Source organism: Roseburia intestinalis L1-82 (assembly GCF_900537995.1).
Classification (GTDB): domain Bacteria; phylum Bacillota; class Clostridia; order Lachnospirales; family Lachnospiraceae; genus Roseburia; species Roseburia intestinalis.
Genome location: NZ_LR027880.1, coordinates 123728 through 150424, shown reverse-complemented (window position 1 = coordinate 150424; position 26697 = coordinate 123728). Strand labels below are relative to the sequence as shown.

Genomic DNA, 26697 nt, shown 5'->3' with positions numbered 1-26697 from the left:
TGATTCAACTGATTATTTTACAACCACTTTTGTTTTATCTGTTTCATAAGCTGCTCTCCCTTTTCCCTACATATTATACCCTCCAATTTTCCTTTTCACAATCTGCTTTTCGCCGCACAGGGACAAGGAGTCGCTTGCGAGTTACTGTTCACAGGCAGGCATTTTCTGAACTGAAAATGCCGTATGATACAGTGGTGGCAGCAGATTTTGCCGATTTGGAATGCGAAGTGCGCATCCCGCCCGGAGGGCTTTTTCATTCATAGGACGTAATTTCCTATGAATGAAAAAAGCATGGCATCCCTCTGGACAACCATGCTTTTGGGTTATTGTTCACACCTGTAGTTCAACTTCCAACAATTACAGTTCTTCGATTTTTTCTTTTGTTTCTTTCTCTGCTGTCTCGGCAAACCCGAGCACGACCTTAAACAGATCTCCGTCCACATACAGACGGAATGTACCACCCATAAGATCCATCAGGCTGTTTGCGATAGAAAGTCCGAGTCCGCTTCCTTCCGTATTTCTGGATGCATCGCCCCGCACAAAACGTTCCATCAGTTCATCACTGCTGATATTGAGCGGGTATTTTGACGTATTGCGGAAGGTGATAGACACCTGTGCCTCTTTTACTTCAAGATTGATGTAGACACGCGTCCCACTCTGGGCATATTTGCAGATATTATTCATCAGGTTATCGATCACACGCCAGAAATGTCTGCTGTCCGCCATGATATAGACCTGTGTCTCCGGCTTTTCGATCACAAGATCAAGTCCTGCCTCTTTTGTCTTTTCCTCAAATTCCCCGACCGTCTGTGTCATAAATATCCCAGCTTCTAACCGCTCTAAATGTACCGGAAGGTTTCCGGTGGACGCCTTGGAAGCCTCGATCAGGTCTTCGATCAGCTTTTTCAATCGGCTTGACTGGCGCTCTAACACCTCTAAATACTCCTGCGCTGTCTCGTTGTGCAGATCTTCTTTTTCCAGCAGATCCACATAGTTGATGATCGACGTCAGTGGAGTCTTAATGTCATGGGACACGTTCGTGATCAGTTCTGTCTTGAAACGTTCACTCTTCATCCGCTCTTCGATCGCATGTGTCATGCCGTCGCTGATATGGTTGATCTGTTCTCCCTGTTCCTTAAATATACCGTTCATACGCTTTGTACTGATCTGATAGCCCGGCTCACCGCCTGCAATTTTTTCCGTTCCGTTCTTTAACTGGTTTAACTGCACACAGTACCACAGGACCAGCGGATATAAAACCAGTTTTTCTAACAGCCAGAGTAAAAGGGCTATGTCTGAATTAAAAAACATCAATACCCCTATGCCCTCAAAAAATGCAAGTACCAGCATGACCAGGATCACTTTCCAGAGAAACCCGATATTTTCCCAGATCATCCGGGCGAACTGTCCGATTTTACGGAAAAGCTGGTAACACAGGGTATGTCTCCACCATTTTCCCAATTTTACCCGCACGGAAAAACTTAATAAAAACAGTAACAACAGCCATCCCATGCAAAGGGTTGCAACTGCAGTAACAAATAAGATAAACGGCAGATACGCAACATCGACATTTATCAGGAATATCTCTGCCACATAGAAAACAAATACCTCTGCCAGCACAGCCCCCACTGCAAAAACATCCAGCCACAGATGATCCCAGACAGTCGTAACGATCTCATCCGTTCCATTCCGGTGCCCCGCCGCACACATCAGAAATACAAAGGCTGCTGCTCCGATGATAAAACTTACAAACATTGTGACTAGCGCCGTGTAACGCATGCTGTATACAAAATTCAGCAGGGTATTTGCCTGTACGTACAAGTCCGTACTGTTCCAGTCTGTCCCAACATTCTGCGGCAGGATCACAACCATCTGATAAGTGGTTTTCGGTGATGTGTTCCCCATGTTTACCCAGAGTGTATAGTTGCTGTCAAGATAATAATCCTCGTGTGTTGTATACGAAACGCTGGCATCTTCTTTGTTTTTTTCAGATGAGTCCACCCGGTCGATCTCATCCATGGATATCTCCCGGACTCCGTCTAATAACACATTTCCCCAGTGATTTACATCCATGCGCGTGCCATCAAACATGTCAAACGTGACGTATTCTCCATTTGCAATATCATCCATGCCGCTGTCTGTGACATCCGTCAGTGGCTCTTCCGTTGATTCTGCTACTATATCCCCGTCCGCAGCATCGGTCAATGTCTCATCTGTAACCGTTCTTTCCGCAGAAGCAGCATCTCCTGTCCCGTCTGTGTGTTCAAACACATACATTTTTTTCTCGGTATCATAAGTAAAAGCTGCGCTTCCATATCTGCCTATGTCCGTCTCAACCTTCTGCACCGGATAATACTCATTTCCCGCCAGATAAACAAAAATACCTTTTGCCTCATCATAACAGATACGGTCCGCATAGACGCTGACCCATGAATCTTCCCCCGAATACATAAGTTCCACACCGCCGCCGGTCAGGAAATTTCCATTTGTGTATACAATCTGATCTTCGTCCGATAATTCCACACTGTTTGTATACACATCTTCCAGACTGATCTTATCCGAAAAGTTGCGTTCCGCATACGATTTTTCATCATTCAGGTCAATCCCCTCGAGACTGTCTGCTTTGATAATACCATATTTAAAATATTTGCTTTCTACAGAACCTGCCGGCTGTTCCCGCCTTACATCATCCACCGCGGACAGACCATATTCATAGGAAACATTTTCAAACCACTGCTTTCTTGTTTCATCCTTTGAATTTCTATAGATTCCTTCATCAAACATAAAGATCACACCCACCGCGCTGAACACAAAACACAGTGCACTGGCACTGAGCGCGATCCAGGCAATGATCTTTGCCGCTGTCGATCCTCTCCAATTTTTCACTTTTCTCACACCTGTCCTTCCATTTTATAACCGCGTCCCCACACAACTTTCAAATACCGCGGTTCTGCCGGGTTATACTCCACTTTTTCCCGCAGATGCCTGATATGTACCGCCACCGTATTCTCCGTTCCGTAGGGATTATCCTGCCATACCTGTTCGTAAATCTGGTTCGGGGAAAACACCTCTCCGGGATGCTCCATCAGAAGTTTTAAAATATCGTATTCCGTGCGTGTCAGAGAAATCTTTTCGCCGTCAAGCGACACCTCTTTGCTGCGGTCGTCAAGTTCGATCCCGCCGATCGAGAGAACATCTTTTCTGATAGCTCCGCCTCCGAGCTGCATATAGCGTCTGAGCTGTGATTTGACGCGCGCCTGCACTTCAATCGGATTAAACGGTTTGGTGATATAATCGTCCGCCCCGACAGTCAGTCCTAACACTTTATCTGTATCCTCACTTTTTGCTGTCAGTAAAATAACCGGAACATTGCTCGTCTCACGGATTTTCACCATCGCTGCAATCCCATCCATCTCCGGCATCATGATATCCATCAGTACCAGATGGATGTCCTGTTCCTTTAACACCTCAAGCGCCTCTTTTCCGTTATATGCTTCAAATACCTGATAACCGTCCGCCATCAGATAGATTTTTAATGCTGAAACAATGTCTTTCTCATCATCGCACACCAGTATACTGTACATGTTTTCCCCTTTTCCACAGGTTTTCGATAGATTTTTACATAAACCTGTCTCTTTATGATCATGCTTTTATTGTAACGGAATAATTATGAATTTCCAATCAGTCAAAACATTAAGATTTGATGAAGTTGTACCTTGTATTCGGATAAAAGGAATGCTAATATAGGAAGGTAGTGCTCCCGGAAGTTTTTATTTTCCGGGAGTAAATTATGGAATTTTTTACACAAAGGTTAAACAAAGGAGGATTTATGGAAGAAAATAAAATGGGCGTCATGCCGATTGACAAACTCATTATCTCAATGTCCCTGCCGATCATGATCTCCATGCTCGTTCAGGCGCTCTATAATATTGTCGACAGTATTTTTGTTGCCATGATCAGCGAAAATGCCCTGACCGCAGTGTCTATGGCTTTCCCGATCCAGAACCTTATGATTGCTGTCGGTGTCGGAACTGCCGTCGGCGTAAATGCGCTTTTAGCGCGCTCCCTGGGAGAAAAGGATACCGAAAAAGTAAATAAGGTCGCAGAAAATGCTGTATTTTTAATTCTTGTCAGCTATCTGCTCTTTCTGATCATCGGTCTGTTTTTTGCAGAACCGTTTTTCCGCAGCCAGACAGATATTGAAGAGATCATCGTTTATGGAAAACAGTATCTGACGATCTGCTGCTGTCTTTCTTTCGGTATTTTTACGCAGCTTATGTTTGAGCGTATGCTGCAGGCAACCGGAAAAACCATTTATACCATGTATACACAGGGTGTCGGTGCGATCATCAATATCGCTCTCGATCCGGTTCTCATCTTTGGTCTGTTTGGTCTCCCGAAAATGGGCATTTCCGGTGCTGCTGCTGCAACCGTCATCGGACAGATGATTGCCGGTATTCTGGCAGTTGTTTTAAACCACACAAAAAATAAGGAAGTACAGATTGACCTGCACCATTTCCGCCCGGACAAAAATATTATCGGACAGATTTATGTGATCGGTGTTCCTTCTATTGTAATGCAGGCGATCGGTTCCGTGATGAACTACGGTATGAACCGTATCCTGATCGCGTTTTCCTCCACGGCAACCGCAGTGTTCGGCGTTTACTTTAAACTGCAGAGCTTCGTATTTATGCCGGCTTTTGGTTTAAACAACGGTGTCATCCCGGTTATGGCATACAACTACGGTGCCGGAAACAAAGAGCGTGTCACAAAAACTTTAAAACACTGTGTCGCTTATGCAGTCAGCATCATGGCAGTCGGCCTGCTTTTATTCCAGCTCTTTCCAAAGCAGCTTCTCTCCATGTTTCAGGCTTCCGACACAATGCTCTCCATCGGTGTCCCTGCGCTGCGTATCATCAGTTTAAGTTTCCTGCTTGCCGGCTTTGGAATCTCCTGCAGTAGTATTTTCCAGGCACTTGGAAAAGCAGTCTACAGTATGTGCATTTCCATTGCAAGACAGTTGGTGATCCTGCTTCCGGCAGCATACCTGTTAGCACAGTCCGGCAATGTCAATCTGGTATGGTGGGCATTCCCGATCGCTGAACTGGTATCTGTGGGTGCAACTGCATTTTTCTTAATGAAGATCAACCGGAGTATCGTGAGCAGGATCGGACAGTAACATTACAAAAAAATCCCGTATGAGACTGATTTTAAAAATCATCCTCACACGGGATTTTTTACTGCTCTTTTATTTCTGGTTTGCCGGTTCCATATTGACGGAGCGGCCTTTGATCTTTGCATTTTTCATGGCTTCTAAAACTTCTTTTCCGTATTCTCTCGGCACTTCCACGAATGTGTATTTATCATACATATCAATGGCTCCGACAAGTTTACCCGGCATGCCGGATTCGCCTGCAACCGCACCTAAGATATCGCCCGGTTTCACGCGGTCTTTTTTACCGATGTTGATAAACAGACGCACCATGCCCTCTTCAGCTCCGGTATTGTCAAAATCAAAAGAGTCCTCTCTGTCATTGTCAAGATTGATCTGTCCCAACGCCTGTTTTAAGAATGCTGCAGCAATATCCATTGCGGTATAATCGGATTCATTGATCTGCTTTTCGATGATATCGATCGTATCTTTTAAATTTTCCTCGTCGATAATTCTTCCGATTTCTTCCATGACCTTCTCAGCCTTGATCTGTGCCACATCATCCGTGGACGGGATCGGCATTGCAACGATCTTGGTCTTGCAGTAACGCATGATATCTTTTAATTTATATACTTCTTTGCCTTTGACGAAAGTAAACGCACGTCCGGTTCTTCCGGCACGTCCGGTTCTTCCGATACGATGAACATAATATTCGTCATCCTGTGGAATATCATAATTGAATACCGCTTCCACATCATCCACATCGATACCTCTCGCTGCAACATCGGTTGCGATCAGGATCTCTGTTTTTCCGGTACGGAAACCGCGCATCACACGGTCACGCTGTGTCTGCTTCATATCTCCGTGCAGTCCCTCTGCAAAATAACCGCGTCCCTGCAGTTCCTCGGTCAATTCGTCCACCATGCGTTTTGTGTTACAGAACACCAGAGAGAGTTTTGGATTATAATAATCAAGGAGTCTGGTCAAAACTTCTATCTTGTCTTTTCTCTTTACATCATAGTAATACTGCTCAATATTCGGAACGGTCAGCTCTTTTTTTACCACTTTGATCGTCACGGCATCGTGCTGGTATTTCTTGGTGATATCTAAGATCGGCTTTGGCATGGTCGCAGAAAATAACACCGTCTGACGTCCTTCCTCCGGGATATACTCTAAGATCGTCTCAATATCCTCACGGAATCCCATGTTTAACATCTCGTCTGCCTCATCAAGTACGATCGTGTTCACTGCCTCACAGCGGATCGTCTTTCTGCGCAGATGATCCATAACACGTCCCGGTGTACCGATAATAATCTGTGCCCCACCCTTCAATGCCTTGATCTGACGGCTGATCTCCTGTCCGCCGTACACCGGAAGGATCTTTACACCGTGCATATATTTTGCAAGTTTACGGATCTCATCCGCCACCTGGATGGCAAGCTCTCTTGTCGGTGATAAGATGATAACCTGTGTTTTTTTATTATTCGGATCTACTTTATGCAGTACCGGGATTCCAAATGATGCCGTCTTTCCGGTTCCTGTCTGTGCCTGTCCAATGACATCCACACCGGACATCACAACCGGAATTGCCTGACTCTGGATCGGTGTTGCCTCTTCAAATCCCATTTCTGCTATCGCACGCAATACCTGCGGATATAAATCTAACTGATCGAATCTAACTGTTTCCATATATTTCCTTTCTATAGAAACGTGCGCCATTGGCGCGCGTAAAACAAGGGGCTGATCAACAGCCCCCATAAGCGCAACAGTCTGAATGATAACACGGTGCCCGTACTTTTGTCAAGAAATTCCCCCGCGCAACAGTTCGCATCAACTGCGGATTTTCGGGAATTATGTACCCCAAACCTCATCTTTCGACAAAATCGTCGCCGATTTTTGGTCTGGGTGTTACTTCTTATTTAAAAGCAATCGACAATCATGTATATTATCCATTCTACTGCATCACTTTTTACTTCCGGTTTTCCGTGTGAAAAACTCGATTGCGGATTTTTGTTTCTATCTGTTATATTCTATGCCGCATTCATAAAATGTTTCCTGTTTTATTTGTCACTCACATCTGCTAAGTGTCCCAGTGCAAGATCATTTCTGGATTTTTTCTTAACCTGATAAAGCATCGCATCTGCCGCATGCAGAAAATCCCAGCTCTTTGTATCATCTTTCGGAATATCATAACAGATTCCCTGTGAGATTGTCACGATAGGCATTGCCTTAGAATATGCATGTTGGATTCCAAGATCAATGATCCGCTGCCGCAATCCCTCCGCCGCATGTCTGACCGCTTCCTCCGTCATATTCTGATAGAGAATGATAAACTCATCCCCTCCATATCTCGCACAGAATATCATATCATTCTGCATCAGCTCAAGCTGCTTTGCGATCCGCTTAATGCACTCATCCCCTGCCTGATGTCCGTAGTTATCATTATACTGCTTAAAATAATCGATATCCAGGATCTCCATGGCAAGCGGCGTCTGCTCTGATAATGCCTTCTCAAATACCTGATCCAGATAATCATTAAGACGGAACCGGTTTGCCAGGCGCGTCAGTGCATCCGTCTCTGACTTTTCCAAAAGCCGGATATTTGCTTCTTCCATCTCGCGTCTTTTTTTGTTCGCCCGCTCTAAAGATTCCCGCACATCAAGCATATTTGCGATCATCGCCTGTTTTTCTTTTTCCATGATCTCGGACAACTCGTAGTACTGCCCCGCAGCCTCTAAATATGCATCATTATCCTTATGCATACGGTAAAACTTAATTTTCAGGGAAATAATCTGCCTCTGAAGATTGACGATCTTTGACTGCCATGTCAATGGCTCTAAAATTTCCATTACCCGCAAAAAAGCATCATCATTTCCTATTTCAAGCAAAAGCTGGCTGAATTCATAAAGATCACTAAAAATATCCATGATCGGAATATCTGCATTGATCTCCTCACAGATCAACCGGATGCATTCATCACGCGCCGCCGTCTTTCCGGTTGCATGGCATACCTCCGCCTTAAAACAGCGAAAACTGAGCAGTTCAATGCCATCAATACGGCCCGCGCACTCATCCGAGACAAGCTCTGCATAATGTGCTGCACGCTCCGGCATATCGCGATACAAAAAACCGGTTCCCATTCCTATATAAACACAGGTGATCAGGCGGTAATTTTTATCATCTTTCACAAAATCCTTTACATGCTGTCCACAATTTTCAAAATATCTCTGTGCCTCTAAATATTGTCCACAGGATAAATATAAATTTCCAAGATTTATATCTATCATGGTTTCTTCCTGTTTTAACTGATATTTCGTACAGAAATTCAATCCGGTCAGATAATAGTCAAGTGCGATCGGCTCATTTCCCCGATTGATCGCCGTAATTGCCATCAGATTATATGCACGCGCCACAAGTTCCCACTGATTTGATTCATTCAGATAAGATACGCCTTTGCTGATGCAGAAAAAAAACTTTTCACTTTCATTTAACAGATAATAAGTCTCTGCACTGTAATAGTATGCAAATCCAAGCAGCTTTGGATCATTTTTTTTCATTGCATACTGTTCAATATCATAACACAACTTCAATGTCCGTTTTGCATCGTTTCCCCGGCTGTCGTACACTCCCTGTATCCATGCGCGGACAACTTCATCATATCCGTCGTATTCCATGTGCACTGCCTCCTCTCATTCCACAACAGACATTTCTTTTCACGTTTTCTCTCTAAAAAGAATGCCATTTTATTATAAAATAGAACTGTGTCTTATTCAAGGAAGAATGCTTTTTCTTTTATTCGAAATATGCTACCGGATCTACGGGTGTGCCATCTTTATCAAGTTCAAAATACAGATTGCTTCCCTCTACCGTGAAGTATTTCGTCGGCTCTCCAACATATCCTAATACATGTCCGGCCTCCACATAATCTCCCTTTGCAAAATTCAGCTCCTTTAACTGTCCGTAAACTGCCTCATAGCCATCACCCAGATCGACCGTAACTGTACAGCCTGTCACCTCATCATTTTCAATACTCTTAATCTGGCCTTTGGCAACTGCATAGACTTTATCATTGACCTCACCTGCAATGATCACTGCCGGATTATATTTATACTGGTCAAGCGTCGGGAAATAAACCGTGGAATCCATGCTGTAATTGATGATCACGTTTCCCTCCATCGGCCAGAGCAGCTCCTCCGAAAAATGAAGTGTCTGTGCTTTGCCTGTCGTCTGAATGCTCTGTGCTGCTTCTGTTTCTTCCGTTTCCGCTGCATTATTTTCTTCTGCAAGTTCCGCCGTTACGGCAGGATCATCCAGTTCATTCTCCATTTCATTTAAAGACTGTTTTGGAGGAACCAGTGCAGATGCCTCGGCAGACTGCTCCGAACTCTCCTCTGCTGCAATATCATCTGCCTGTTTCTGCATTTCTTCTGCAAGTTCGGCTTCCATCTGCTCCCGTTCCTTTTCCTGTCGGCTGCTGTATAACGCAGTCGTTCCAACTGCCGCTAAAGCGATCAGCAGCCCCGCAATCACATATTGTCTGTACCCCAAAAAACCTTTCTTTTTCATTATTTCTCACCATCCATTATTTATTTTTAACCATAGTGTTGCCACATCCCGGATGGTTTATACGATTATTTTTTTATTTCTTTCCTATAAATTACCGGCCTGCCCGATCACTGCTCCCTTATAAAAATAAGCAAGAATCTCCCGATAACCATATCCCTCTTTTGCAAGTTTCTCTGCTGTATTCTGGCTCAATCCAAAACCATGTCCCATGCCCCTTGCCACGATACGCACATGATCGTCCATTTCCGTGATCGTAAAGCAGGCAGATGGAAGCTCTAATGCATGGCGGAACTGCTCTCCATCGTATGTTTCCCCCGCAACTTTGATTTTTGTCACATACTCTGCCGCATCACGGCTTACGATCTCAATCTGTGTCAGTTCCGTCAGCCCTGCATCAGGATATGCAGTCCTGCATTTTTCCAGATATTCTTCTTTTTCATAATAAAACACGGAAAGATAACCTTCCGCCGTGGTGTCCGCATGACATTCTGCCGTAACAAGATATGGCATGTCTGCATCTTCATATAACTCTGACATGCTGCGTGTCCGCCCGCTGCTGATCGCATGATATGCCGCATATATGTAAGTTCTGTTATATAAGAGTGTCTCCCCCGCCGTCGCTTCCACACAGGATTTCAGTTTCTGATAATTTTTATCAAAATTTTCTCCCCAAAGCTCCTGCTGCTGATCCGGCGGCATGCTCTCCGGTTCCTTCGTCCCCGCCTGCATGGCATCATACAGATTCGTTCTGGCGATCACACATTGTGCTTTGATCGTTTCCGCTGATTTATCAATCCCGATCTCCTGCGCCACGATCTGCAAGACCTTCATCTCAGTTTCTTCATCCTCATCCTTACTGTCTCCACTTTGTGTCTCTGCCTGTCCTGATAAGATATCTTTTTTATTTTCCTGATGCTCCCGGACTTCCCTCTCCATACCCTCTACACTGTCTATTGTGTTCAGTACTTCCTGCGCCCCTTCCTTTCCATAAATGAGGTTTTCCAGGCGCATTCGCTGCATCAGTGTTGTGATAAAAACCGGCACCAGTAATATCAGACATATTCCTTTCAGCCAGAAACCTGCACGTTTTCTTCGTCTTTTTCCCATAAAAAAATCTCCCTGTCCATTTAATATATGAAACAGAGAGACTTCTCATTCAGATTTTTTACATCACATTCATTACCAGACTAAATGCCTGCATCATTACAAATCCGATCTCTGCCATGATCAGCAGTGCATAAAGTACAGTATACACGATTGGAAACGCCATTTTGCGTTTTAAAAGATGTGCCCGCCATACATAATAACCAGGCTTTAAAAAGATTGCAAACAGGATCAGTCCAAGTATTTTATAATTCTGCTTGTTGATCTTTACAATGTCGATGACAACAAAAATAATGAATGCCGCAAGCAATGCATAATTAAGCAGAGAAAATATCACATAACTTCCATTGTACATCACATTCATATAGCTGCCATCCATAATGCTGTCATAAGTCATTGCCTGAAATACAGATGATGTCGCAACCATGCTGATGATCTCACGCAGCGGCATTACGATCAGTAACAGATAGCAGAAAATATCTGAAACCGGACCATGCTCCTGCGGTGTCCAGTTATTCTGGCTGTACTGCGGATTGCCATAGGTCTGCTGACCTCCATTATACTGCTGATCCCCGTAAGTCTGCTGTCCATTGTTATACTGCTGATTGCCATAGGTCTGCTGACCTCCATTATACTGCTGATCCCCGTAAGTCTGTTGTCCATTGTTCATGTTCTGATTTTCGTCCATAGCCTTCTCCTCCTCATTTCCAACTTTATTTTTTCTGTCTGTTTCCAATAATATTGGAAAGCGCTGCAAACTGCTCTAACGTAAGTGCCTCCCCCCGGATGGTAAGCGGCTCGCCAAGTTCTGCGATACACTCCTGTATCTCTTCCTTGGAAAGATGTACCTGCGGCGCATTCGACAATCCGTTCGCCAGTGTTTTCCTTCTCTGGTTAAATGATGCCCGGATAATGTGAAACATCAGTTTTTCATCATCCACCTGCACCGGCACCTCCTCGTGTCTGGTCAGCCGGATCACTGCACTGCCGACATTCGGGCGCGGCATAAAGCAGTTTGGCGGAACATTGGCAACGATCTCCGGTTTTGCATAAAACTGCACCGCTAACGACAGTGCACCGTAATCTTTCGTTCCCGGTCCTACCTGCATGCGGTCTGCAACTTCCTTCTGCACCATGACCGTAATGCTGTCGATCGGAACATGGCTCTCAAAAAGTCCCATGATGATCGGTGTGGTAATATAATAAGGAAGATTTGCAACGACCTTGATCGGCTTTCCACCATTTCTTTCCATCGCAAGTTTTGCGATATCCAGTTTTAAAATATCCTGATTGATCACAGTCACATTATCATAGGCACTCAGTGTATCCTCTAAGATCGGGATCAGATTTGTATCGATCTCTACCGCAGTCACTTCCCTGGCATTTTCGCACAGATACTGTGTCATCGTACCGATACCCGGACCGATCTCAAGAACAAAATCATCCTTTGTCACTCCCGCGGCCTCGACGATCTTCTCAAGTACATGCGGATCGATCAGAAAGTTCTGCCCGAATTTTTTCTGAAAATTAAAATGATATTTCTGCAAAACCGCAATCGTATTCTGCGGAATCCCTAATGTAGCCATAAAACTCCTCTCAATCCTTCCGGTTACTTAACATTTCCTCAAACAGCGTATCTAAAAACTCTGTATACAACCCGTTAAATGTCTCATGAAAAGTCTGTGCCACACTTGCATCTCCCTGACCTGTCATCTGTGCCTCCTCAAAAAGTGCAAATGCCGTTTCATAAAGCTCCGGATTTTTATCATAAAATACTTCCGTCAGTCCATCCTGAAAAGCAAACTGCGCCTCCTGGGAAAGATTGTCCTTGAAATCTTCCTTGGAAATACAGCCTTTCTCCTCATAATCAGAAAGATAAATATGTCCCTCTGCAGATTTTACAAAATCGCGAAATACCGTTGCCACATCCTCGTATGTAACAGGAACATAATTCTCATTCCAGTATCTGTCAAATGTTTCCCTGTCCGGAAAGTGTGAAAAAATATCGTTATCCATGTTATTCTCCATTTCTGCGTGTGAAAATTCTTATGTTTCACACTATTCTCCATTTCTGCGTATAAAATATTGTATACAATAAACAGACTGCGCATTCCATGGGCAGACCTATCGCCATAAATATACAAACAGGATGCCATCACGGTCTGTCCGTCTCTGACACCCTGTCTTTCATTATATACAAAAATCATATATAAGGCAAAGATTTATTTTTCATCGTGGAACATTTCGATAACACTGTTCAGCCGTACAATATTCTCACGGTTATTGTCCACAAGTGTTTCATTTCCCTGGACAATTCCGGAAACCTCAAGTGTTTTCTGTGCAATATCCGTCACACCATCAGCCGCCTCGGAAACCGTCGAACTGACACCCTGCATGGCATCTGCAATCTCAACGATGGAACTTAACAGTGTATTGATCTGTCCGCTGATGGCAGACATATCATCATCAAATACGGTTGCATCTTTCGTATACTGGTCTGCAACCCCCATAAAGTCCTCATAATCTTTTAGTACTGTCTGCTCTAAGAAATCCGTACTTTCCTTTAAGCATCCTGTCATATTTGCCACAGCCTGGTTTACCTCGGCAATGATTTCATTGATACTGCCGACCGTCGTGGATGTCTGGGTTGCCAGCGTACCGATCTCTCCGGCAACGACTGCGAATCCCTTTCCTGCCTCTCCGGCTCTTGCCGCCTCGATTGAGGCATTTAATGCCAGCAGATTCGTCTGACTTGAAATTTCAAGGATTGCCTGTGTAAACTGGTTGATCTTTTCTACTGCTTTTGCCTGCTCCATGGCAGCTTCCGTTTTCTGCTGTACATTTTCGTACATCTGAACCGTTTTTTCGCTTGCAGCCTGCGTCTTTAACTTAAGCTGACCTGCGCGTTCCTTTACCTCAACAGAAGACTCCCGTCCCTCCTTTGAATACCGCTCAATATCCGTTGCGCGCTCTTTGATGTCACTGACTGTGGTGTTGACCGTCTCCATCGTCGCCGCTGTCTCTTCCATTGCTGCTGCAAGTTCCTGCGTCGTATCTGTGTTGACGCTGCTCATCTCACGCACACGTTTCGTTGTATCAGAAAGCTGTTCTGTCGTATTTTTCAGATCTGTGTATACATGACGGATATTTGCTACCATTTGACGCAGATTCTTGCGCATGTTGTGAAGTGATATCGCCATTCTTCCGGTTTCATCTTTTCTTTTATAAAGGTGCTGGTTTGCCGGATTGCTCGCAAACTCAAATTCAGCCGTCTGTTTTACGATACCGTCGATCTGGGTGATCGGCTTTGTGATTGTAAATCCGAGTACTGTACCGATAATTATGGTAAGTATCATTGCAAAAGCAGCTCCTCCGAATATCTGTTTTGCAAGCTGTCTGGATTTTTCCTGCAGTTCAGTTTTTGGTGCCGTAAGGACAAATTTCATGCCATTTTCCAATGTCTTATAATACATGACCTTATCTTTTCCCTGATAAGTATAGGAAACGGCAGTCTCCTCCGTCTGCTCATTTCCAAGCGCATCCACTACTGACTGCAGTCCGCTGTCTGCATCCGCAAGATTACTTCCAATCTCAAGATCTTTGTGATACATGACCTTACCAGATTCATTGACAAGGAAACCATAACCACTGTCAAATATACTTAAAGAATCGATCGTATCCGTAAATTCGCTGAAATCAATATCCATTCCGATGATACCAATAGACTCGCCGTCCACCTCGATTGGAATAACGTATGAGATCATATATACACCAATGTTGGAATTTAAGTATGGTTCCATCCAGGTTTCTTTTCCATTCTGTACCGGAATATAATACCATCCGACATGCTCCACATCACTCGGATCATACATGGAAAAGTCCGTTGGCGTCACACTCTCAAACTCACTGTCACTGTTATCTCTTGTTAGAAAAAGTCCGCTTGTTGGTTCCGTAAATTCAGGATTATAACGGATATACGCCGTGAGTGCTCCCTTTGTGTTCTGTGCAGACTGCATCAGGATAGGAAGCATCTGCTTTGTATAAGTATCCACATAGTCCTTACTCGTCCGGAAGGATGCTGCATGTTCCAGTTTGGCAACTGCAATGCTGTATACCATTTCCACTGACTGTGAAACATTCTGCATCATGGTATCAAGTTCATCGCTCTGACTCACACACTTAAGCTGCATTTCCTGCTGTGAATCTTCATAAGAAGTGCTGACTGAGTTTACAATACTGATCGCTCCGCAGATAAATGTAGATACCAGCGAACATAGTATTACAGTTACAATAATTTTTGTTTTTATTGATTTCATACCAATTTCCCCCTCTGTCCAGATTCCTCCTGTTGTTTCAATTTTACCATATTCGACTTTATTTTCAATAAAATATATACTGTTTCGTTATGTTTTCGTAGATTTTAAAAATTATATGCTATTTTTTTATTCATTTTATCGAACATATTTTCGTTTTTCTATTGCATGTGTTTTGATTTTGTGTTATATTGATTTTATCGAACACTCGTTCTGTTTTTAGTAATATGCGACCGATAATCCAACCCCGTTTATATGTAACTATGAAGAATATGAAAAGACCATGAGAAATGGAGATCAACATGAACATCCAGCAAAATATGTCCCTAATGGAAAAACTTTCTATACTTACCGCCGCTGCAAAATACGATGTTGCCTGTACTTCCAGCGGTGTGGACCGCCGTGGCAATGGCACCGGCATGGGGAACTCTCTCGCCTGCGGATTCTGTCACTCATTCTCTGCGGATGGGCGCTGTATTTCTCTGCTCAAGATCCTCTTTACCAATGAATGTATTTTTAACTGCGCCTACTGCCAGAACAACTGTAACTCCGATGTAAAACGGGCTTCCTTTACCCCGGATGAAGTCTGTGAGCTGACGATAGAATTTTACCGGCGCAACTATATTGAGGGACTTTTCCTAAGTTCCGGCATCATGATCAGTCCCAATTACACGATGGATCTGATCTATCAGACCCTCTACCGGCTACGCAATGTCTACCATTTCAACGGCTATATCCATGTCAAAGCGATTCCCGGCGCAGATCCTGTCCTTGTGGAAAAAGCCGGTTTTCTTGCCGACCGTATGAGTGTCAATTTAGAACTTCCGACCGCCGACAGCTTAAAGAAACTGGCTCCCTATAAGTCCAGAACTACTATTTTAAAACCAATGCGCCAGATCCAGAACCGCATTACGGAAAATAAGGATGAACTTGCCATTTACCGCAAAGCACCGCGTTTTGTCCCCGCCGGTCAGAGCACACAGATGATCATTGGTGCCACTCCGGAACACGATTATGAAATCATGCGCGTTGCTGAGACACTTTATCAGAAGTTTGACTTAAAGAGAGTTTTTTACTCGGCTTTTGTCAATGTAAACCACGACTCAAACCTGCCGGTTCTGCCGGGTGGTCCGCCTCTTTTACGTGAGCACCGCCTCTATCAGGCAGACTGGCTGCTGCGCTATTATGATTTTAAAGTAGATGAATTACTGACCAAAGACCGCCCGGATTTCAATATCTATCTGGATCCAAAATGTGACTGGGCACTCCGTCACCTGGAGTATTTTCCGGTTGAGATCAACCGCGCCGATTATCACACCCTTTTGCGGGTTCCCGGCATCGGTGCAAAATCTGCCTCCCGCATCGTAAAGGCAAGACGTATGAATAAACTCGATTTTTCCGATCTGAAAAAGATCGGTGTCGTACTAAAACGTGCCCTGTACTTTATCACCTGTTCCGGTCGCATGATGTATCCCACAAAATTAGACGAGGATTATATCTGCCGCAGCCTGATTGCCGACCGTACCCAGATTCCACGCGAAATACGTGAGGCAGGATATCAGCAGCTCAGTTTGTTTTCCTGATGATGCTGAATGGAGATTAGTGTGAAAAATAAGATTTTTCACATGCAAGATTTGTGCTTACGCACAAACTTGAGATGCAAATGAAAACGTTGTTTTCATTGAAAAACAGCGCAAGAATGGGGATTAATATGTACACATTTATCTGCGAAGATTCTCCCAACGGAATTTTTTCCGGCATTTATGATGCGTGGGATTTTAAAGTAAATCAAAATAAAAAATATCCTGCCGGCAGCACAGCGACTGACACTTCTTCCCGCATATACCCGCATGCCTGCTCGCACGAAGATATCCACGTTGTCTGCCATGAGCCGGACAATTATCAACTGTTTTATGAGTATATCCATGTGGAAACTTCCACAGAAAAATCAGATAAAGTCGCCCGTACCATCCAGTGCAGGCTTGGCAGTGAATTTTACGATGCCATTTTAAATGCGATCCTCTCCATTGTTCCCGCGAAAAAGAATGACTTAGACAAAGCCGACGCTATTTACCACACTCTTGTACTTGGTCTGAATACAGCCGCCGGAGCACGCGCCATCCATGATCTCTCCAATCCTTATGTCCACCGCCTGTTTACATTGTCGCGCGCTACCGCAAACGAAGCGCATCACCTGCTCGGCTTTCTTCGTTTTTCGGAACTGGAAAATGGTGTTTTATTCTCCACGATCCATCCAAAAAATAATGCCCTGCCGATATTAGCAGAGCACTTCACCGATCGTCTCCCACAGGAGAATTTTATGATATATGATGAGAACCGGCAGCTGGCCGCAGTCCATGCCGCCGGCAAGAACTTCATGCTGGTGGATGCCTCCGGCATAGATCAGGACCTTTTAAAACGTACCTCCGAAAAAGAGTCTGCGTATCAGAAACTGTGGCTGGCCTTTTTTGACCAGATTGCGATCCAGGCACGGATCAATCCAAAACTTCAGGCACAGAACATTCCGAAGCGCTTCTGGAGTGATACACCGGAACTTGCAAAAAAATAAAGCCCTGTTCCAATTGAACAGAGCATCTCTTTACTATCTTATATATATTATAACCAAACTATTCTTTTTTGTAAATAATATCCTTATTACGAAACAGCCTTTCCGCATTTGCCCTCGTCGCCTGTTCTACTTCCTCCGGCGTGATCCCTCTTAATTCTGCGATCTTTTTAATCACAAACGGGATGTATGAAGAATCGTTTCGCTCCCCGCGGTGCGGCTCCGGCGCCATATACGGACAGTCCGTCTCAAGAAGGATCCGATCAAGCGGGATCTCCTGTACGGTCTCCTTTAACTTTTTCGCATTTTTAAAAGTCACAACACCGCCGACACCGATATAATATCCCATTTTTATAAATTCCTGTGCCATCTCTTTCGAATAAGAATAACAGTGGATCACTCCCGGTATCTCCTCCGCATGTACTGATTTCATCACTTCCATAGTATCCGCTGCCGCATCTCTGGAATGGATGATGACAGGAAGTGACGCTTCTCTTGCCATTTTCATCTGTTCCGCAAACCAGTATCTCTGCTGTTTTTGTACTTCCGGTTCTTTATCCCAGTAATAATCCAGCCCGATCTCTCCGACCGCAGCTACTTTTTCTTTTTTGGTCTGCTCTTTCAGCCATGCAAATGTTTCCTCATTCAGGCCACTGATATCGCTCGGATATACACCGACTGCTGCATAGACAAACGGATACTTCTCCGACAGTGCAAGCGTTGTTTTGGTAGATTCGATTGAGGCACCGACATTGATAATCGTTCCTACACCACGCCCTGGCATAGATGTGATCAGCGCATCCCTGTCCTCCTCAAACCGTTCATCATCATAGTGTGCATGTGTTTCAAATATCATAATTATATTTCTCCTTTATTTACCTGCATGAGTACCGGGATTTTTCCAATGATCTCACCGCCAGGTACACTCTGTCCACCATATACAGCCTCGATTACCGGTGCAATCCCTTCAACTGAAATCCTGCTTTAAATATATACCCTTTTACGCCAAGTTCCAATACTTTTACAATATATTTTAGATCTGTCTTTTTAATTTAACCGGAAAGTTTCAATGGCATTTTCTAACTGTTTCATGCTGTCCATCATCTTTACGACTTCGGATTTTAAAGCCTCTGAATCCTCCATCTGCTGTCCAAGGAAGCGATTTATTTCCTCCGTGGTTCTTACGGTATGTTCAGAAGAATCCCCGATTGCACGTATTTTATCTAACACTGCATGTCTTCTACCGTTCATCTCATCCACTTTTCCCGATATCTCATCCAGTTCCTGTATCATACTCTCCATGACGCTGCTCATGTTTCCAAATGCCTCCATGGTATATCCGGCACTCTCTACCATTTCATTGACTTTGCCGCTTGTCTCCATGACACATTCCCCGGACTGCAGGACTTCATTTTTCATTTCCGCTACGGTCATGATCAGGGATCACATTCTTGTAATGGTATGAAATAATGCCTCGAAAAGTTTTCCAAACTCTCCACCTTTTTTCCGTTTCTCTTTTTCCTGTACCGTAAGATCTCCGTTTGCCACACAATCAAGTCTTCCGATACTTTTTCTGATATTGCGCGTAATGCCTGCCGTGATCACGGTTGCAATAAGCATGGCTGCAATGCATGCCGCAACGATCATAGCGATCGTGATATCCCGGATATCTTTCGTTCCTGCGGTAATGTACTCAATCGGCACCATCACAACAATTTTTCCACCTGTCACGGAACTCTCTGCACTCATATAATAATAACGTCTGCCATCCACTTTTACATAACTGCTACTTTCTGCTGTATCTATCAGACCACTGTCAACCGGATTATTTACGCTGATCATCCTGCCATCTGCAGTCATATCTATGGCTGTAAGCGCTGATTTTTCATAGTTCTGGGTAAGTCCCTCATAAGATTTCTGATACGAAACAACACCTATTATGATAATAAAAATAATGGGTACTAAAAATCCCGTTATTAACTGCAGTCGGATCGAGCTGTGCGGTACAACGATTTTTATCTGATGCAGTTTTATTTTTTTCGACATAAAAAAACCTCCCATCTTTTTATCTTTATCATAAAAGGACGAAAGGTTTTATAAAATGTCTTATTTTTTAATTGAGTATCGTTTTTTTATTAAATGGAAATATTAATATTCTCTACCGGACTCTGTCCTGCTGCAGGTGCAGTTTGCGCCGAAGCACCTGTATAAGCAGCGGATGTGCCCTGCGACAATGTATCGGTATCACCGCTCATTGTCTGATCTGTCTCTAGCTCTGCATCCTGCTGCGCCTGCATCTTAATCTGTGCCTCCGTCAGCTGTAAATTTGTGGATTCGGCAGACAGACTCACGATCACACCGGAATCCGGCGATATATCAGACGTATTGCGGTTTCCCATCTGGTCTTTGATGTATTTCATATCCGCTTCACTGATCTTGCTTTGCTCCTGACGTCTGTGACTGTTGCGCTTCTGCCGTATCTCGATCCTTTTTGCCTTTTCTTTCTGTACGTTCTGGATCTCTTCGATTGCAATTTTTTCCTTTAACTCGCGTTCTTTATTTGCTGCACGGCGCTTGATCTCACCTTTCTTCTGCGTCACCTCAGACTTGTTTTCGCTTTTATATTTTCTATTTTCTATCTCTTCCTGTTTCAAATGACGCACTTTAAGCTGCGCACACTCTACCATCCGTCTTGCATGTGCAACTGCTGCAGATATTTCCTTGCTGTCGTATTCTCCCGTTGCGGCATACCGCTGCAAAGTGGCAAGCCTGCTTTTTGCCTTCGTCAGCGCATTTACTGCCCCCTGCGGTTTCTTTGCACGCAAAAGCTGATTGGAAACTTCCTTATAGTTATAATTCAGTTTTTTCTTTGTGCCGCTGCTTTTGCTCTTTCCACAGACGTACTCAATACGCGCACGCGAATCCTTATTTGCATTTTTAATAGTCAATGTTCCAGCCATTGCCACTGCCCCCGTGGTGCTCCCGGCACTGTTCACCGAAACTCCCATAACTCATATTCCTCCCTGACGTCATGACAGGGATCACATAATATTTTTTACCCGCTTTGCGCGTGCCTGTCATGAAAAATGAATCCATTCATATATCTTTAACATCGGCAAAACTGCACAAAATAATTACCTTCAATTTACATGATATGACACATCCAGAGCGTTTCCGCAATGTTAACCATACAAAACAATCCCAATATTACTGCAGACATATTTAAGACCAGTACCGGCACTTCTTTTCTGATCTGCCCGCGCATCTGTCTGATACAGAAAAGACAGACCGCCATCAGAATAAAATACAGGTAAATATACGGCCGGTCCGCCGATGCATAGATCGTCGGCGAAAAACCCATGACAATACCGGATGCAAGCCCGACACCAAGTATGGCAATCGTATAGAAATACGTTTCCAGCTTTTCTTTCATCAGGCAAAACAGTGCATAGGACATTCCTGCCACCGTCACGATCAAAAATATCACCGGGAACCAGTTCGCAGGATCTTTAAAATTCCATTCCGCTGTCTGCTTTGGTATGATAAATATTTTTTCATACCACGGATGCCCGGTGCGGATCAGTGCATATCCAAGGATACAAAATACCGGAACAGATGACAGCAGCGTTTTTATCAAATTTTTTGTTTTCAGTCCGACCAATACGGCAAGCACGGCCGAGACGATCAGGAAAATACTGTTGACCTGCGCAACAAAAATGCGTTCTATATTTGCAGCCCCCATATATATTTTTTCCCAAACGGAAAAGTATGCAAATTCCGGCATACGTCCTTCCACTTCCTGCATACTGCGAATACCGTTTCCCGGGCAGCGCAGAATCGTAAAAAGCGAGATCACATCAATGACTGCATATCCGTAGATCCACAGACTTCCAGACTTCTTTCTGCGCCAGCTATAAACCATGGCAAGAAACAGCAGCACCAGCAAAATTGCAGCAACCTGCTCCTGACTGCTGCAAAAAATGCAGGAAACCACACCGCCTGCACCTTCATACCAGTGTACATGTCCTTTCTGCGCCAGTTTCTGTAAGAGCAGGGCAATGTATAATAACCCAAGAAGCGGCCACAGATAATTGACCGTTGTCGCGATCCAGCCTGCTGACACCATATCAGAAAATGGATAAAGCAGCATAAATGCACAGACAAGCCATTTACCTGCCGTTTTATTTATGTTACATTCCATATCCAGATATTTTTCCGGATTCAAGAATAATAAGCGGTATAATAATACAGGAATCAATGTAAAAACAATAATATCCAGTATCTTCCACAGCCATGGAACCTGTACCAACGGGATAAGTACAAATTCGATTGCCATTCTTGAAGACCATGTCGCATAGCGGTGTGCTAAGATTTCCCAGATACTTCTTCCATCCATCAGAGTCTGAAAATAGACAACATCATCCCCCGCAGAAATTTTAATGACCAGATGCCAGATGAGCGCCGTCACAAACACCACCACAAATGGAATATTTTGCCTGAATACCTTTTGTATTTTTTCTTTCACTCTTTTGTTCCCCGATGTACTAGCAGATCTCAGCTCCGCTCGGCATTGCTTTTTCCGGTGTCATCAGTGCAAGATTACCCTCTGCATCTTCTGCACATAAGAGCATTCCCTCAGATAAAACTCCGGCAAGTTTTGCAGGTTTTAAGTTCACAAGTACCATTACTTTTTTGCCGACCATCTCTTCCGGTGTATAGTATTTGCGGATACCGGAAACGATCTGTTTTACCTGACTTCCGATTTTTACCTGGGAACATAATAATTTCTTTGACTTCGGCACTGCTTCACAGGAAATGATCTCTCCGACCTGGAACTGCATTTTCATAAAATCATCATATTCGATCTCCGGTTTTGCCTCGATATCGATTGCTTCGCCTGATTCCTCTGTAGTCTCCGGCAGTCCGCCAAGCGCCTTCTGCTCTGCCTCAAACTCTGCTTTCTGTGCTTCACGGATCGCATCGATCTTTGGCATGATCTCTTTTGCATCCAGACGTGCAAAAAGGATCTCCGGTTTGTCTGTCACTTTATTTCCATTCTCATAAAGTCCGAATTTGTCCAGATCATCATATTCACGCATACCTGCATTCAGCTGCGCTAAGATACGGTCTGCTGTCTCCGGTAAGAAGCTCTTTAACAGACATGCTCCGATCGTGATGGACTCTACCAGATTATAAAGTACTTCTGCCAGCCGGTCTTTTGCTGCCTCGTCCTTTGCAAGTACCCACGGTGCAGTCTCATCAATGTATTTGTTGCAGCGGCGGAATAAGTTAAATACCTCTGTGATTGCATCTGCAACACGCAGATTTTTCATCTTCTCTGCAACTTTATCTCTCGCAGATGTCACAACTGCCTTTAAGTCTGCATCAACTTCCTCTGTCACACCTGTGCTCTTTACCACACCGTCAAAATATTTATTGCTCATGGAAATGGTACGGTTTACAAGGTTTCCAAGGATATTAGCAAGGTCAGAGTTGTAACGCTCGATGACAAGATCCCAGGTAATGATTCCGTCATTTTCAAACGGCATCTCGTGTAATACAAAGTAACGTGTTGCATCCACGCCGAATAAATCAGCCATATCATCTGCGTAGATCACGTTTCCTTTAGACTTGCTCATCTTCTCGCCGCCCTGTAAAAGCCACGGATGACCAAACACCTGTTTTGGCAGCGGCAGATCCAGTGCCATCAAAAAGATCGGCCAGTAGATCGTATGGAAACGGATGATGTCTTTTCCGATCAGATGTAAGTCTGCAGGCCAGTTCTTGTTGAACAGATCACTGGAATTGCCGTCTGCATCGTATCCAATCTTGGTGATATAGTTGGTCAGAGCGTCCAGCCACACATAAACGACATGTTTTGGATCGAAATCTACCGGAATGCCCCAGGAAAATGATGTTCTGGAGACGCACAGATCCTGTAATCCCGGAAGTAAGAAGTTGTTCATCATCTCATTTTTTCTGGAAACCGGCTGGATAAATTCCGGATGCTCATTGATGTAGTTGATGAGTTTGTCAGCATATTTGCTCATTTTAAAGAAATATGCCTCCTCTTTTGCCGGCTGGACCTCACGTCCGCAGTCCGGGCATTTCCCATCCACAAGCTGTGACTCTGTCCAGAAAGATTCACACGGAGTACAGTAAAGTCCCTCGTAGGAACCTTTGTAGATGTCACCTTTATCGTATAATTTTTTGAAGATCTTTTTTACCTGTTTCTCATGGTCTTCATCGGTTGTACGGACAAAATTATCATAGGAAGTGTTCATCAGATCCCAGATGCGTTTTACCTCTCCGGCTACATTGTCCACATACTCTTTCGGAGTGATCCCGGCCTTCTCGGCCTTCTCCTGGATCTTCTGACCATGTTCGTCCGTTCCGGTCTGGAAGTAAACATCATAACCTTCCTGACGGCGGAATCTTGCGATCGCATCTGCAAGTACGATCTCGTAGGTATTTCCAATGTGCGGCTTGCCGGATGTGTAGGCAATCGCTGTTGTCATATAAAATTTTCCTTTGCTGCTCATGTGTATTTCCTTCTTTCTTAATGATTTGCTTGTTGATACTGTGGGTTATTTCATCTTATAAATAAAAAAAATCCCGTCCTCTAAAAAGAAGACGAGATGTTATCCCGTGGTACCACTCCCATTTACCGGCACAAAATGCCAGCCTCATTCCGATATCTCACGGACTGCCCGGATACATACTGTACCGATGCTCATCTGCTGTAATATCTCCCGCTGTAACAGGCGGACCTGTCGGGACTTATCTGTTATTTTCTAAAACAGTTCAGTCCTGCCACTCCAAAGCCATCTTCCATCTATGTCCGCCCGTTTCCTCTCAGCCTTATTCCGGTTTGGTATTTCAGTTTCTGTGACACAGGTTTTCTTATAAAAATACCTGACTCACATCACCTTTCCCGGAAAGATAGAAACTTCTCTGTAAAGTTCCAACAGATGTACTCTCTTTTTCATGGTGTTTTATTTCTTACGATTATTTTCAATCTAGCATGGAATGTGTAAAAAGTCAAGCGGCTGATCCACTCTACTTTTTTTGCTTGCCATTCGAGAAGCGATCACTGCAAATTAATATATTTTTCTCCATTCCTTTCATCATCAAAATATGCTACACTAAAAACAGTTTAGTCCCTGTCTATCTGACAGGAGTATTTGCGCAGCATACGCAGAAATGGAGAGTTTATGAAAACAAAATCTTATGTAACAACCTTATTGAAGTTTGCACTGGCTTTTACTTTTGCATTTATTCTGCTTATTTTGGCAAATGTAAATGTCGAAGCAAAGACTGCAACTGTCACAAATTTAAAAGAAACAGATATTGAGCCTTACGAAAATCCAGATATTACCATTACCTGGGATGCGGTTTCGTCAGGTGACCAGACCATCTATTATCGTCTTGAAACAAGCGAGGACAAAATCACCTGGAAGGATGAAGGTTCCTATTACGAACCGACTGCGAAAATACATGCTCCGTCCGGCAAATCTGTTTTTTATGCGCGTGTCTGCGCCTACACAGCTCCTTACGACTATGCCTATATGGACGATAAAAATCTCTGTGATATTGGAAACTGGTCTGACACCTTAAAAGTTGTTGCACGGATCAGCGATAAAACATCAAAAATTACAGGAACCAAAGCAACCACTGCATCCCTGTCCTTTAAATGGGCAGCCGTTTCCGGTGCATCCGGATATAAAGTTGTATATTATCCAAGTGGTCTTTCCGATCTTTCCAAGGAACTTACCACAAGTACAAATTCCTGTACGATTAAAAACTTAAAAGAAGATGGCTCTTATGCAATCTGCGTTTATGCCTTAAACAGCAATTCTGACTTTACGGCTGTTTCTAATACTTACACAGAAACCTACGCCACAACACTTCCAAAGAAAATACGTGATTTTAAAGTGACAACTGCTTATCCCGGAGATGCCAGCTTTGAATGGAAAGGCATTAATGGTGCCAAAGCATTTCAGTTGCAGATAACAAAAGTTTCTGATTCCAAAAAATTTAAAAAACCGATTGTAAACGAAACAAAATTTTACGGTTACCTTGGAACATATACCAATTCAAAAAAAATCAAAGCAGGCACTTTTTATTCAGCAAGAGTCCGTTCCTATGTCACACTTGCAGGCACTAAGCAAAAAGTTTACAGTCCATGGAGTACCGTCATTACTTTTGGCACCTCGCCTAAAAAGATTACTGCAAAACAGTCCGGCTCAGGAATAAAGATCAACTGGTCAAAAGTTTCCGGTGCTTCCGCATATGAAATATACGTTTCCACAAGCTACGATACGAAAACTTTTACAAAAGTAGACACCGTTAAAAGTAAAAACACCAGCTACACCCTGAAAAAATTTAAAAAGAAAAAGTTGAAAAAAAATACCATGTATTACATCAGTGTCAAGCCGGTCTGCAAAGTCGGAAAGAAAAATTGTTCCACAACCGTTTATGTATCCAATCCTACATCAGTATTTTATAGCAAATAAAAAGCTGACCATAAAATGATTGCAAAAACATCCGGGGCGAAACGGATACTCAAAGATATCTGTTTTGCCCCGGATGTTTAAAATTTATTCACACCGCATGTAATCTATAACTTACTCCACATTTTTCGTTGCGATCACATCCACACCTGTCCCTGCAACATCTTTCACAAGCACATCCCCGATGTGCACCGGGGCAGCAACCTCAACATTTTTCAATGCTTTGACACAGTCAAATATTTTTCCTTTCGGAATATCCTCTTTCGTCTTTACAGAAACCATCGCTTCGCTTCCGCCGGTGATCCTTACTGTAGAGGTAACGATTCTGGTTGGATTTGTCACTTCCTTCCTCGCATAGATATCACCGCGCTTACAGGTATTCCCTGTAACACTGACAACTTCACCGTTCTCCATTTTTACAGTCAGCGGACAGCCCATCGGACAACCGATACAGATTAAATTTTTCTCTTCCATTGATATACC

21 protein-coding genes are annotated in these 26697 nt (G+C 43.8%); 4 read left to right on the top strand and 17 right to left on the bottom strand.

The features are described from left to right. Positions 1 to 357 precede the first annotated feature (357 nt). Both RIL182_RS00715 and RIL182_RS00710 read right to left on the bottom strand, forming a co-directional pair. Positions 358 to 2886, bottom strand: coding sequence for a sensor histidine kinase (locus RIL182_RS00715; RefSeq protein WP_172606687.1), 2529 nt, complete (start codon positions 2884 to 2886; stop codon positions 358 to 360). A gap of 5 nt (positions 2887 to 2891) precedes the next feature. Continuing rightward, entirely contained in the window at positions 2892 to 3584 is a 693-nt protein-coding gene (locus tag RIL182_RS00710; RefSeq protein ID WP_006857076.1) for a response regulator transcription factor, read from the bottom strand. A gap of 245 nt (positions 3585 to 3829) precedes the next feature. Between RIL182_RS00710 and RIL182_RS00705 the strand changes: the two genes are divergently transcribed. Continuing rightward, on the top strand, positions 3830 to 5179 hold the full coding sequence (locus RIL182_RS00705) for an MATE family efflux transporter (RefSeq protein WP_118772718.1): 1350 nt from the start codon (positions 3830 to 3832) through the stop codon (positions 5177 to 5179). Positions 5180 to 5248: 69 nt separating this feature from the next. Here the strand turns inward: RIL182_RS00705 and RIL182_RS00700 are convergent, their stop codons facing one another. From RIL182_RS00700 to RIL182_RS00665, 8 genes are all read right to left on the bottom strand, one after another. Further along, positions 5249 to 6841, bottom strand: coding sequence for a DEAD/DEAH box helicase (locus RIL182_RS00700; RefSeq protein ID WP_015561551.1), 1593 nt, complete (start codon positions 6839 to 6841; stop codon positions 5249 to 5251). Positions 6842 to 7212: 371 nt separating this feature from the next. Next, positions 7213 to 8826 (bottom strand): GGDEF domain-containing protein, encoded by a 1614-nt coding sequence (locus tag RIL182_RS00695; protein ID WP_006857078.1) that lies wholly within the window; start codon positions 8824 to 8826, stop codon positions 7213 to 7215. A gap of 118 nt (positions 8827 to 8944) precedes the next feature. Continuing rightward, complete coding sequence (locus RIL182_RS00690; RefSeq protein ID WP_006857079.1) at positions 8945 to 9718, bottom strand: M23 family metallopeptidase; 774 nt, start codon at positions 9716 to 9718, stop codon at positions 8945 to 8947. Between the two features lie 84 nt (positions 9719 to 9802). After that, on the bottom strand, positions 9803 to 10825 hold the full coding sequence (locus tag RIL182_RS00685) for a SpoIID/LytB domain-containing protein (RefSeq protein WP_006857080.1): 1023 nt from the start codon (positions 10823 to 10825) through the stop codon (positions 9803 to 9805). A 58-nt stretch (positions 10826 to 10883) separates the two neighbouring features. Further along, on the bottom strand, positions 10884 to 11510 hold the full coding sequence (locus RIL182_RS00680; protein WP_044998987.1) for a hypothetical protein: 627 nt from the start codon (positions 11508 to 11510) through the stop codon (positions 10884 to 10886). Between the two features lie 25 nt (positions 11511 to 11535). Next, the gene (rsmA, locus tag RIL182_RS00675; protein WP_006857082.1) at positions 11536 to 12408 is read right to left on the bottom strand and encodes a 16S rRNA (adenine(1518)-N(6)/adenine(1519)-N(6))-dimethyltransferase RsmA; all 873 of its coding nucleotides are present in this window, start codon (positions 12406 to 12408) and stop codon (positions 11536 to 11538) included. A gap of 10 nt (positions 12409 to 12418) precedes the next feature. Further along, on the bottom strand, positions 12419 to 12838 hold the full coding sequence (locus RIL182_RS00670) for a hypothetical protein (protein WP_015561547.1): 420 nt from the start codon (positions 12836 to 12838) through the stop codon (positions 12419 to 12421). A 206-nt stretch (positions 12839 to 13044) separates the two neighbouring features. Then, positions 13045 to 15138 carry a methyl-accepting chemotaxis protein gene (locus tag RIL182_RS00665; protein WP_006857083.1) on the bottom strand — a complete coding sequence of 698 codons (2094 nt, stop codon included), beginning with the start codon at positions 15136 to 15138 and terminating at the stop codon, positions 13045 to 13047. 299 nt (positions 15139 to 15437) lie between these two features. On the opposite strand from RIL182_RS00665, the gene RIL182_RS00660 reads away from it, so the two are divergent. Both RIL182_RS00660 and RIL182_RS00655 read left to right on the top strand, forming a co-directional pair. Next, entirely contained in the window at positions 15438 to 16718 is a 1281-nt protein-coding gene (locus tag RIL182_RS00660; protein WP_242655560.1) for a putative DNA modification/repair radical SAM protein, read from the top strand. 80 nt (positions 16719 to 16798) lie between these two features. Beyond that, entirely contained in the window at positions 16799 to 17704 is a 906-nt protein-coding gene (locus RIL182_RS00655; protein ID WP_044998989.1) for a TIGR03915 family putative DNA repair protein, read from the top strand. A gap of 58 nt (positions 17705 to 17762) precedes the next feature. On the opposite strand, the gene RIL182_RS00650 is transcribed toward RIL182_RS00655, so the two are convergent. The 6 genes from RIL182_RS00650 to metG all read right to left on the bottom strand — a co-directional run bounded on the left by RIL182_RS00650 (position 17763) and on the right by metG (position 24243). After that, on the bottom strand, positions 17763 to 18557 hold the full coding sequence (locus tag RIL182_RS00650) for a TatD family hydrolase (RefSeq protein ID WP_006857084.1): 795 nt from the start codon (positions 18555 to 18557) through the stop codon (positions 17763 to 17765). Between the two features lie 191 nt (positions 18558 to 18748). Then, positions 18749 to 19135: a hypothetical protein gene (locus RIL182_RS00645; RefSeq protein ID WP_006857174.1), complete on the bottom strand. Its 387-nt coding sequence runs from the start codon at positions 19133 to 19135 to the stop codon at positions 18749 to 18751. A 9-nt stretch (positions 19136 to 19144) separates the two neighbouring features. Continuing rightward, entirely contained in the window at positions 19145 to 19747 is a 603-nt protein-coding gene (locus RIL182_RS00640; RefSeq protein WP_134522975.1) for a sensor histidine kinase, read from the bottom strand. An 89-nt stretch (positions 19748 to 19836) separates the two neighbouring features. After that, entirely contained in the window at positions 19837 to 20709 is an 873-nt protein-coding gene (locus RIL182_RS00635; protein ID WP_006857085.1) for a hypothetical protein, read from the bottom strand. 137 nt (positions 20710 to 20846) lie between these two features. Next, the gene (locus RIL182_RS00630) at positions 20847 to 22226 is read right to left on the bottom strand and encodes a DUF6056 family protein (RefSeq protein ID WP_006857086.1); all 1380 of its coding nucleotides are present in this window, start codon (positions 22224 to 22226) and stop codon (positions 20847 to 20849) included. A gap of 19 nt (positions 22227 to 22245) precedes the next feature. Then, positions 22246 to 24243, bottom strand: coding sequence for a methionine--tRNA ligase (gene metG / locus RIL182_RS00625; protein ID WP_006857087.1), 1998 nt, complete (start codon positions 24241 to 24243; stop codon positions 22246 to 22248). A 672-nt stretch (positions 24244 to 24915) separates the two neighbouring features. On the opposite strand from metG, the gene RIL182_RS00620 reads away from it, so the two are divergent. Further along, a complete protein-coding gene (locus tag RIL182_RS00620) occupies positions 24916 to 26217 on the top strand; it encodes a fibronectin type III domain-containing protein (protein ID WP_006857088.1) in 1302 nt (433 codons plus the stop codon). Between the two features lie 111 nt (positions 26218 to 26328). On the opposite strand, the gene RIL182_RS00615 is transcribed toward RIL182_RS00620, so the two are convergent. Beyond that, positions 26329 to 26688, bottom strand: coding sequence for a DUF1667 domain-containing protein (locus RIL182_RS00615; RefSeq protein ID WP_006857089.1), 360 nt, complete (start codon positions 26686 to 26688; stop codon positions 26329 to 26331). Between the last annotated feature and the right edge of the window lie 9 nt (positions 26689 to 26697).

What these genes read in the sequence shown, in the direction of transcription:
- RIL182_RS00710 (WP_006857076.1), bottom strand. Translation starts at nt 3,584, where the DNA reads ATGTACAGTATACTGGTGTGCGATGATGAGAAAGACATTGTTTCAGCA.
- RIL182_RS00705 (WP_118772718.1), top strand. Translation starts at nt 3,830, where the DNA reads ATGGAAGAAAATAAAATGGGCGTCATGCCGATTGACAAACTCATTATC.
- RIL182_RS00700 (WP_015561551.1), bottom strand. Translation starts at nt 6,841, where the DNA reads ATGGAAACAGTTAGATTCGATCAGTTAGATTTATATCCGCAGGTATTG.
- RIL182_RS00695 (WP_006857078.1), bottom strand. Translation starts at nt 8,826, where the DNA reads ATGGAATACGACGGATATGATGAAGTTGTCCGCGCATGGATACAGGGA.
- RIL182_RS00690 (WP_006857079.1), bottom strand. Translation starts at nt 9,718, where the DNA reads ATGAAAAAGAAAGGTTTTTTGGGGTACAGACAATATGTGATTGCGGGG.
- RIL182_RS00685 (WP_006857080.1), bottom strand. Translation starts at nt 10,825, where the DNA reads ATGGGAAAAAGACGAAGAAAACGTGCAGGTTTCTGGCTGAAAGGAATA.
- RIL182_RS00680 (WP_044998987.1), bottom strand. Translation starts at nt 11,510, where the DNA reads ATGGACGAAAATCAGAACATGAACAATGGACAACAGACTTACGGGGAT.
- rsmA (WP_006857082.1), bottom strand. Translation starts at nt 12,408, where the DNA reads ATGGCTACATTAGGGATTCCGCAGAATACGATTGCGGTTTTGCAGAAA.
- RIL182_RS00670 (WP_015561547.1), bottom strand. Translation starts at nt 12,838, where the DNA reads ATGGATAACGATATTTTTTCACACTTTCCGGACAGGGAAACATTTGAC.
- RIL182_RS00665 (WP_006857083.1), bottom strand. Translation starts at nt 15,138, where the DNA reads ATGAAATCAATAAAAACAAAAATTATTGTAACTGTAATACTATGTTCG.
- RIL182_RS00660 (WP_242655560.1), top strand. Translation starts at nt 15,438, where the DNA reads ATGAACATCCAGCAAAATATGTCCCTAATGGAAAAACTTTCTATACTT.
- RIL182_RS00655 (WP_044998989.1), top strand. Translation starts at nt 16,799, where the DNA reads ATGAAAACGTTGTTTTCATTGAAAAACAGCGCAAGAATGGGGATTAAT.
- RIL182_RS00650 (WP_006857084.1), bottom strand. Translation starts at nt 18,557, where the DNA reads ATGATATTTGAAACACATGCACACTATGATGATGAACGGTTTGAGGAG.
- RIL182_RS00645 (WP_006857174.1), bottom strand. Translation starts at nt 19,135, where the DNA reads ATGACCGTAGCGGAAATGAAAAATGAAGTCCTGCAGTCCGGGGAATGT.
- RIL182_RS00640 (WP_134522975.1), bottom strand. Translation starts at nt 19,747, where the DNA reads ATGTCGAAAAAAATAAAACTGCATCAGATAAAAATCGTTGTACCGCAC.
- RIL182_RS00635 (WP_006857085.1), bottom strand. Translation starts at nt 20,709, where the DNA reads ATGGGAGTTTCGGTGAACAGTGCCGGGAGCACCACGGGGGCAGTGGCA.
- metG (WP_006857087.1), bottom strand. Translation starts at nt 24,243, where the DNA reads ATGAGCAGCAAAGGAAAATTTTATATGACAACAGCGATTGCCTACACA.
- RIL182_RS00620 (WP_006857088.1), top strand. Translation starts at nt 24,916, where the DNA reads ATGAAAACAAAATCTTATGTAACAACCTTATTGAAGTTTGCACTGGCT.
- RIL182_RS00615 (WP_006857089.1), bottom strand. Translation starts at nt 26,688, where the DNA reads ATGGAAGAGAAAAATTTAATCTGTATCGGTTGTCCGATGGGCTGTCCG.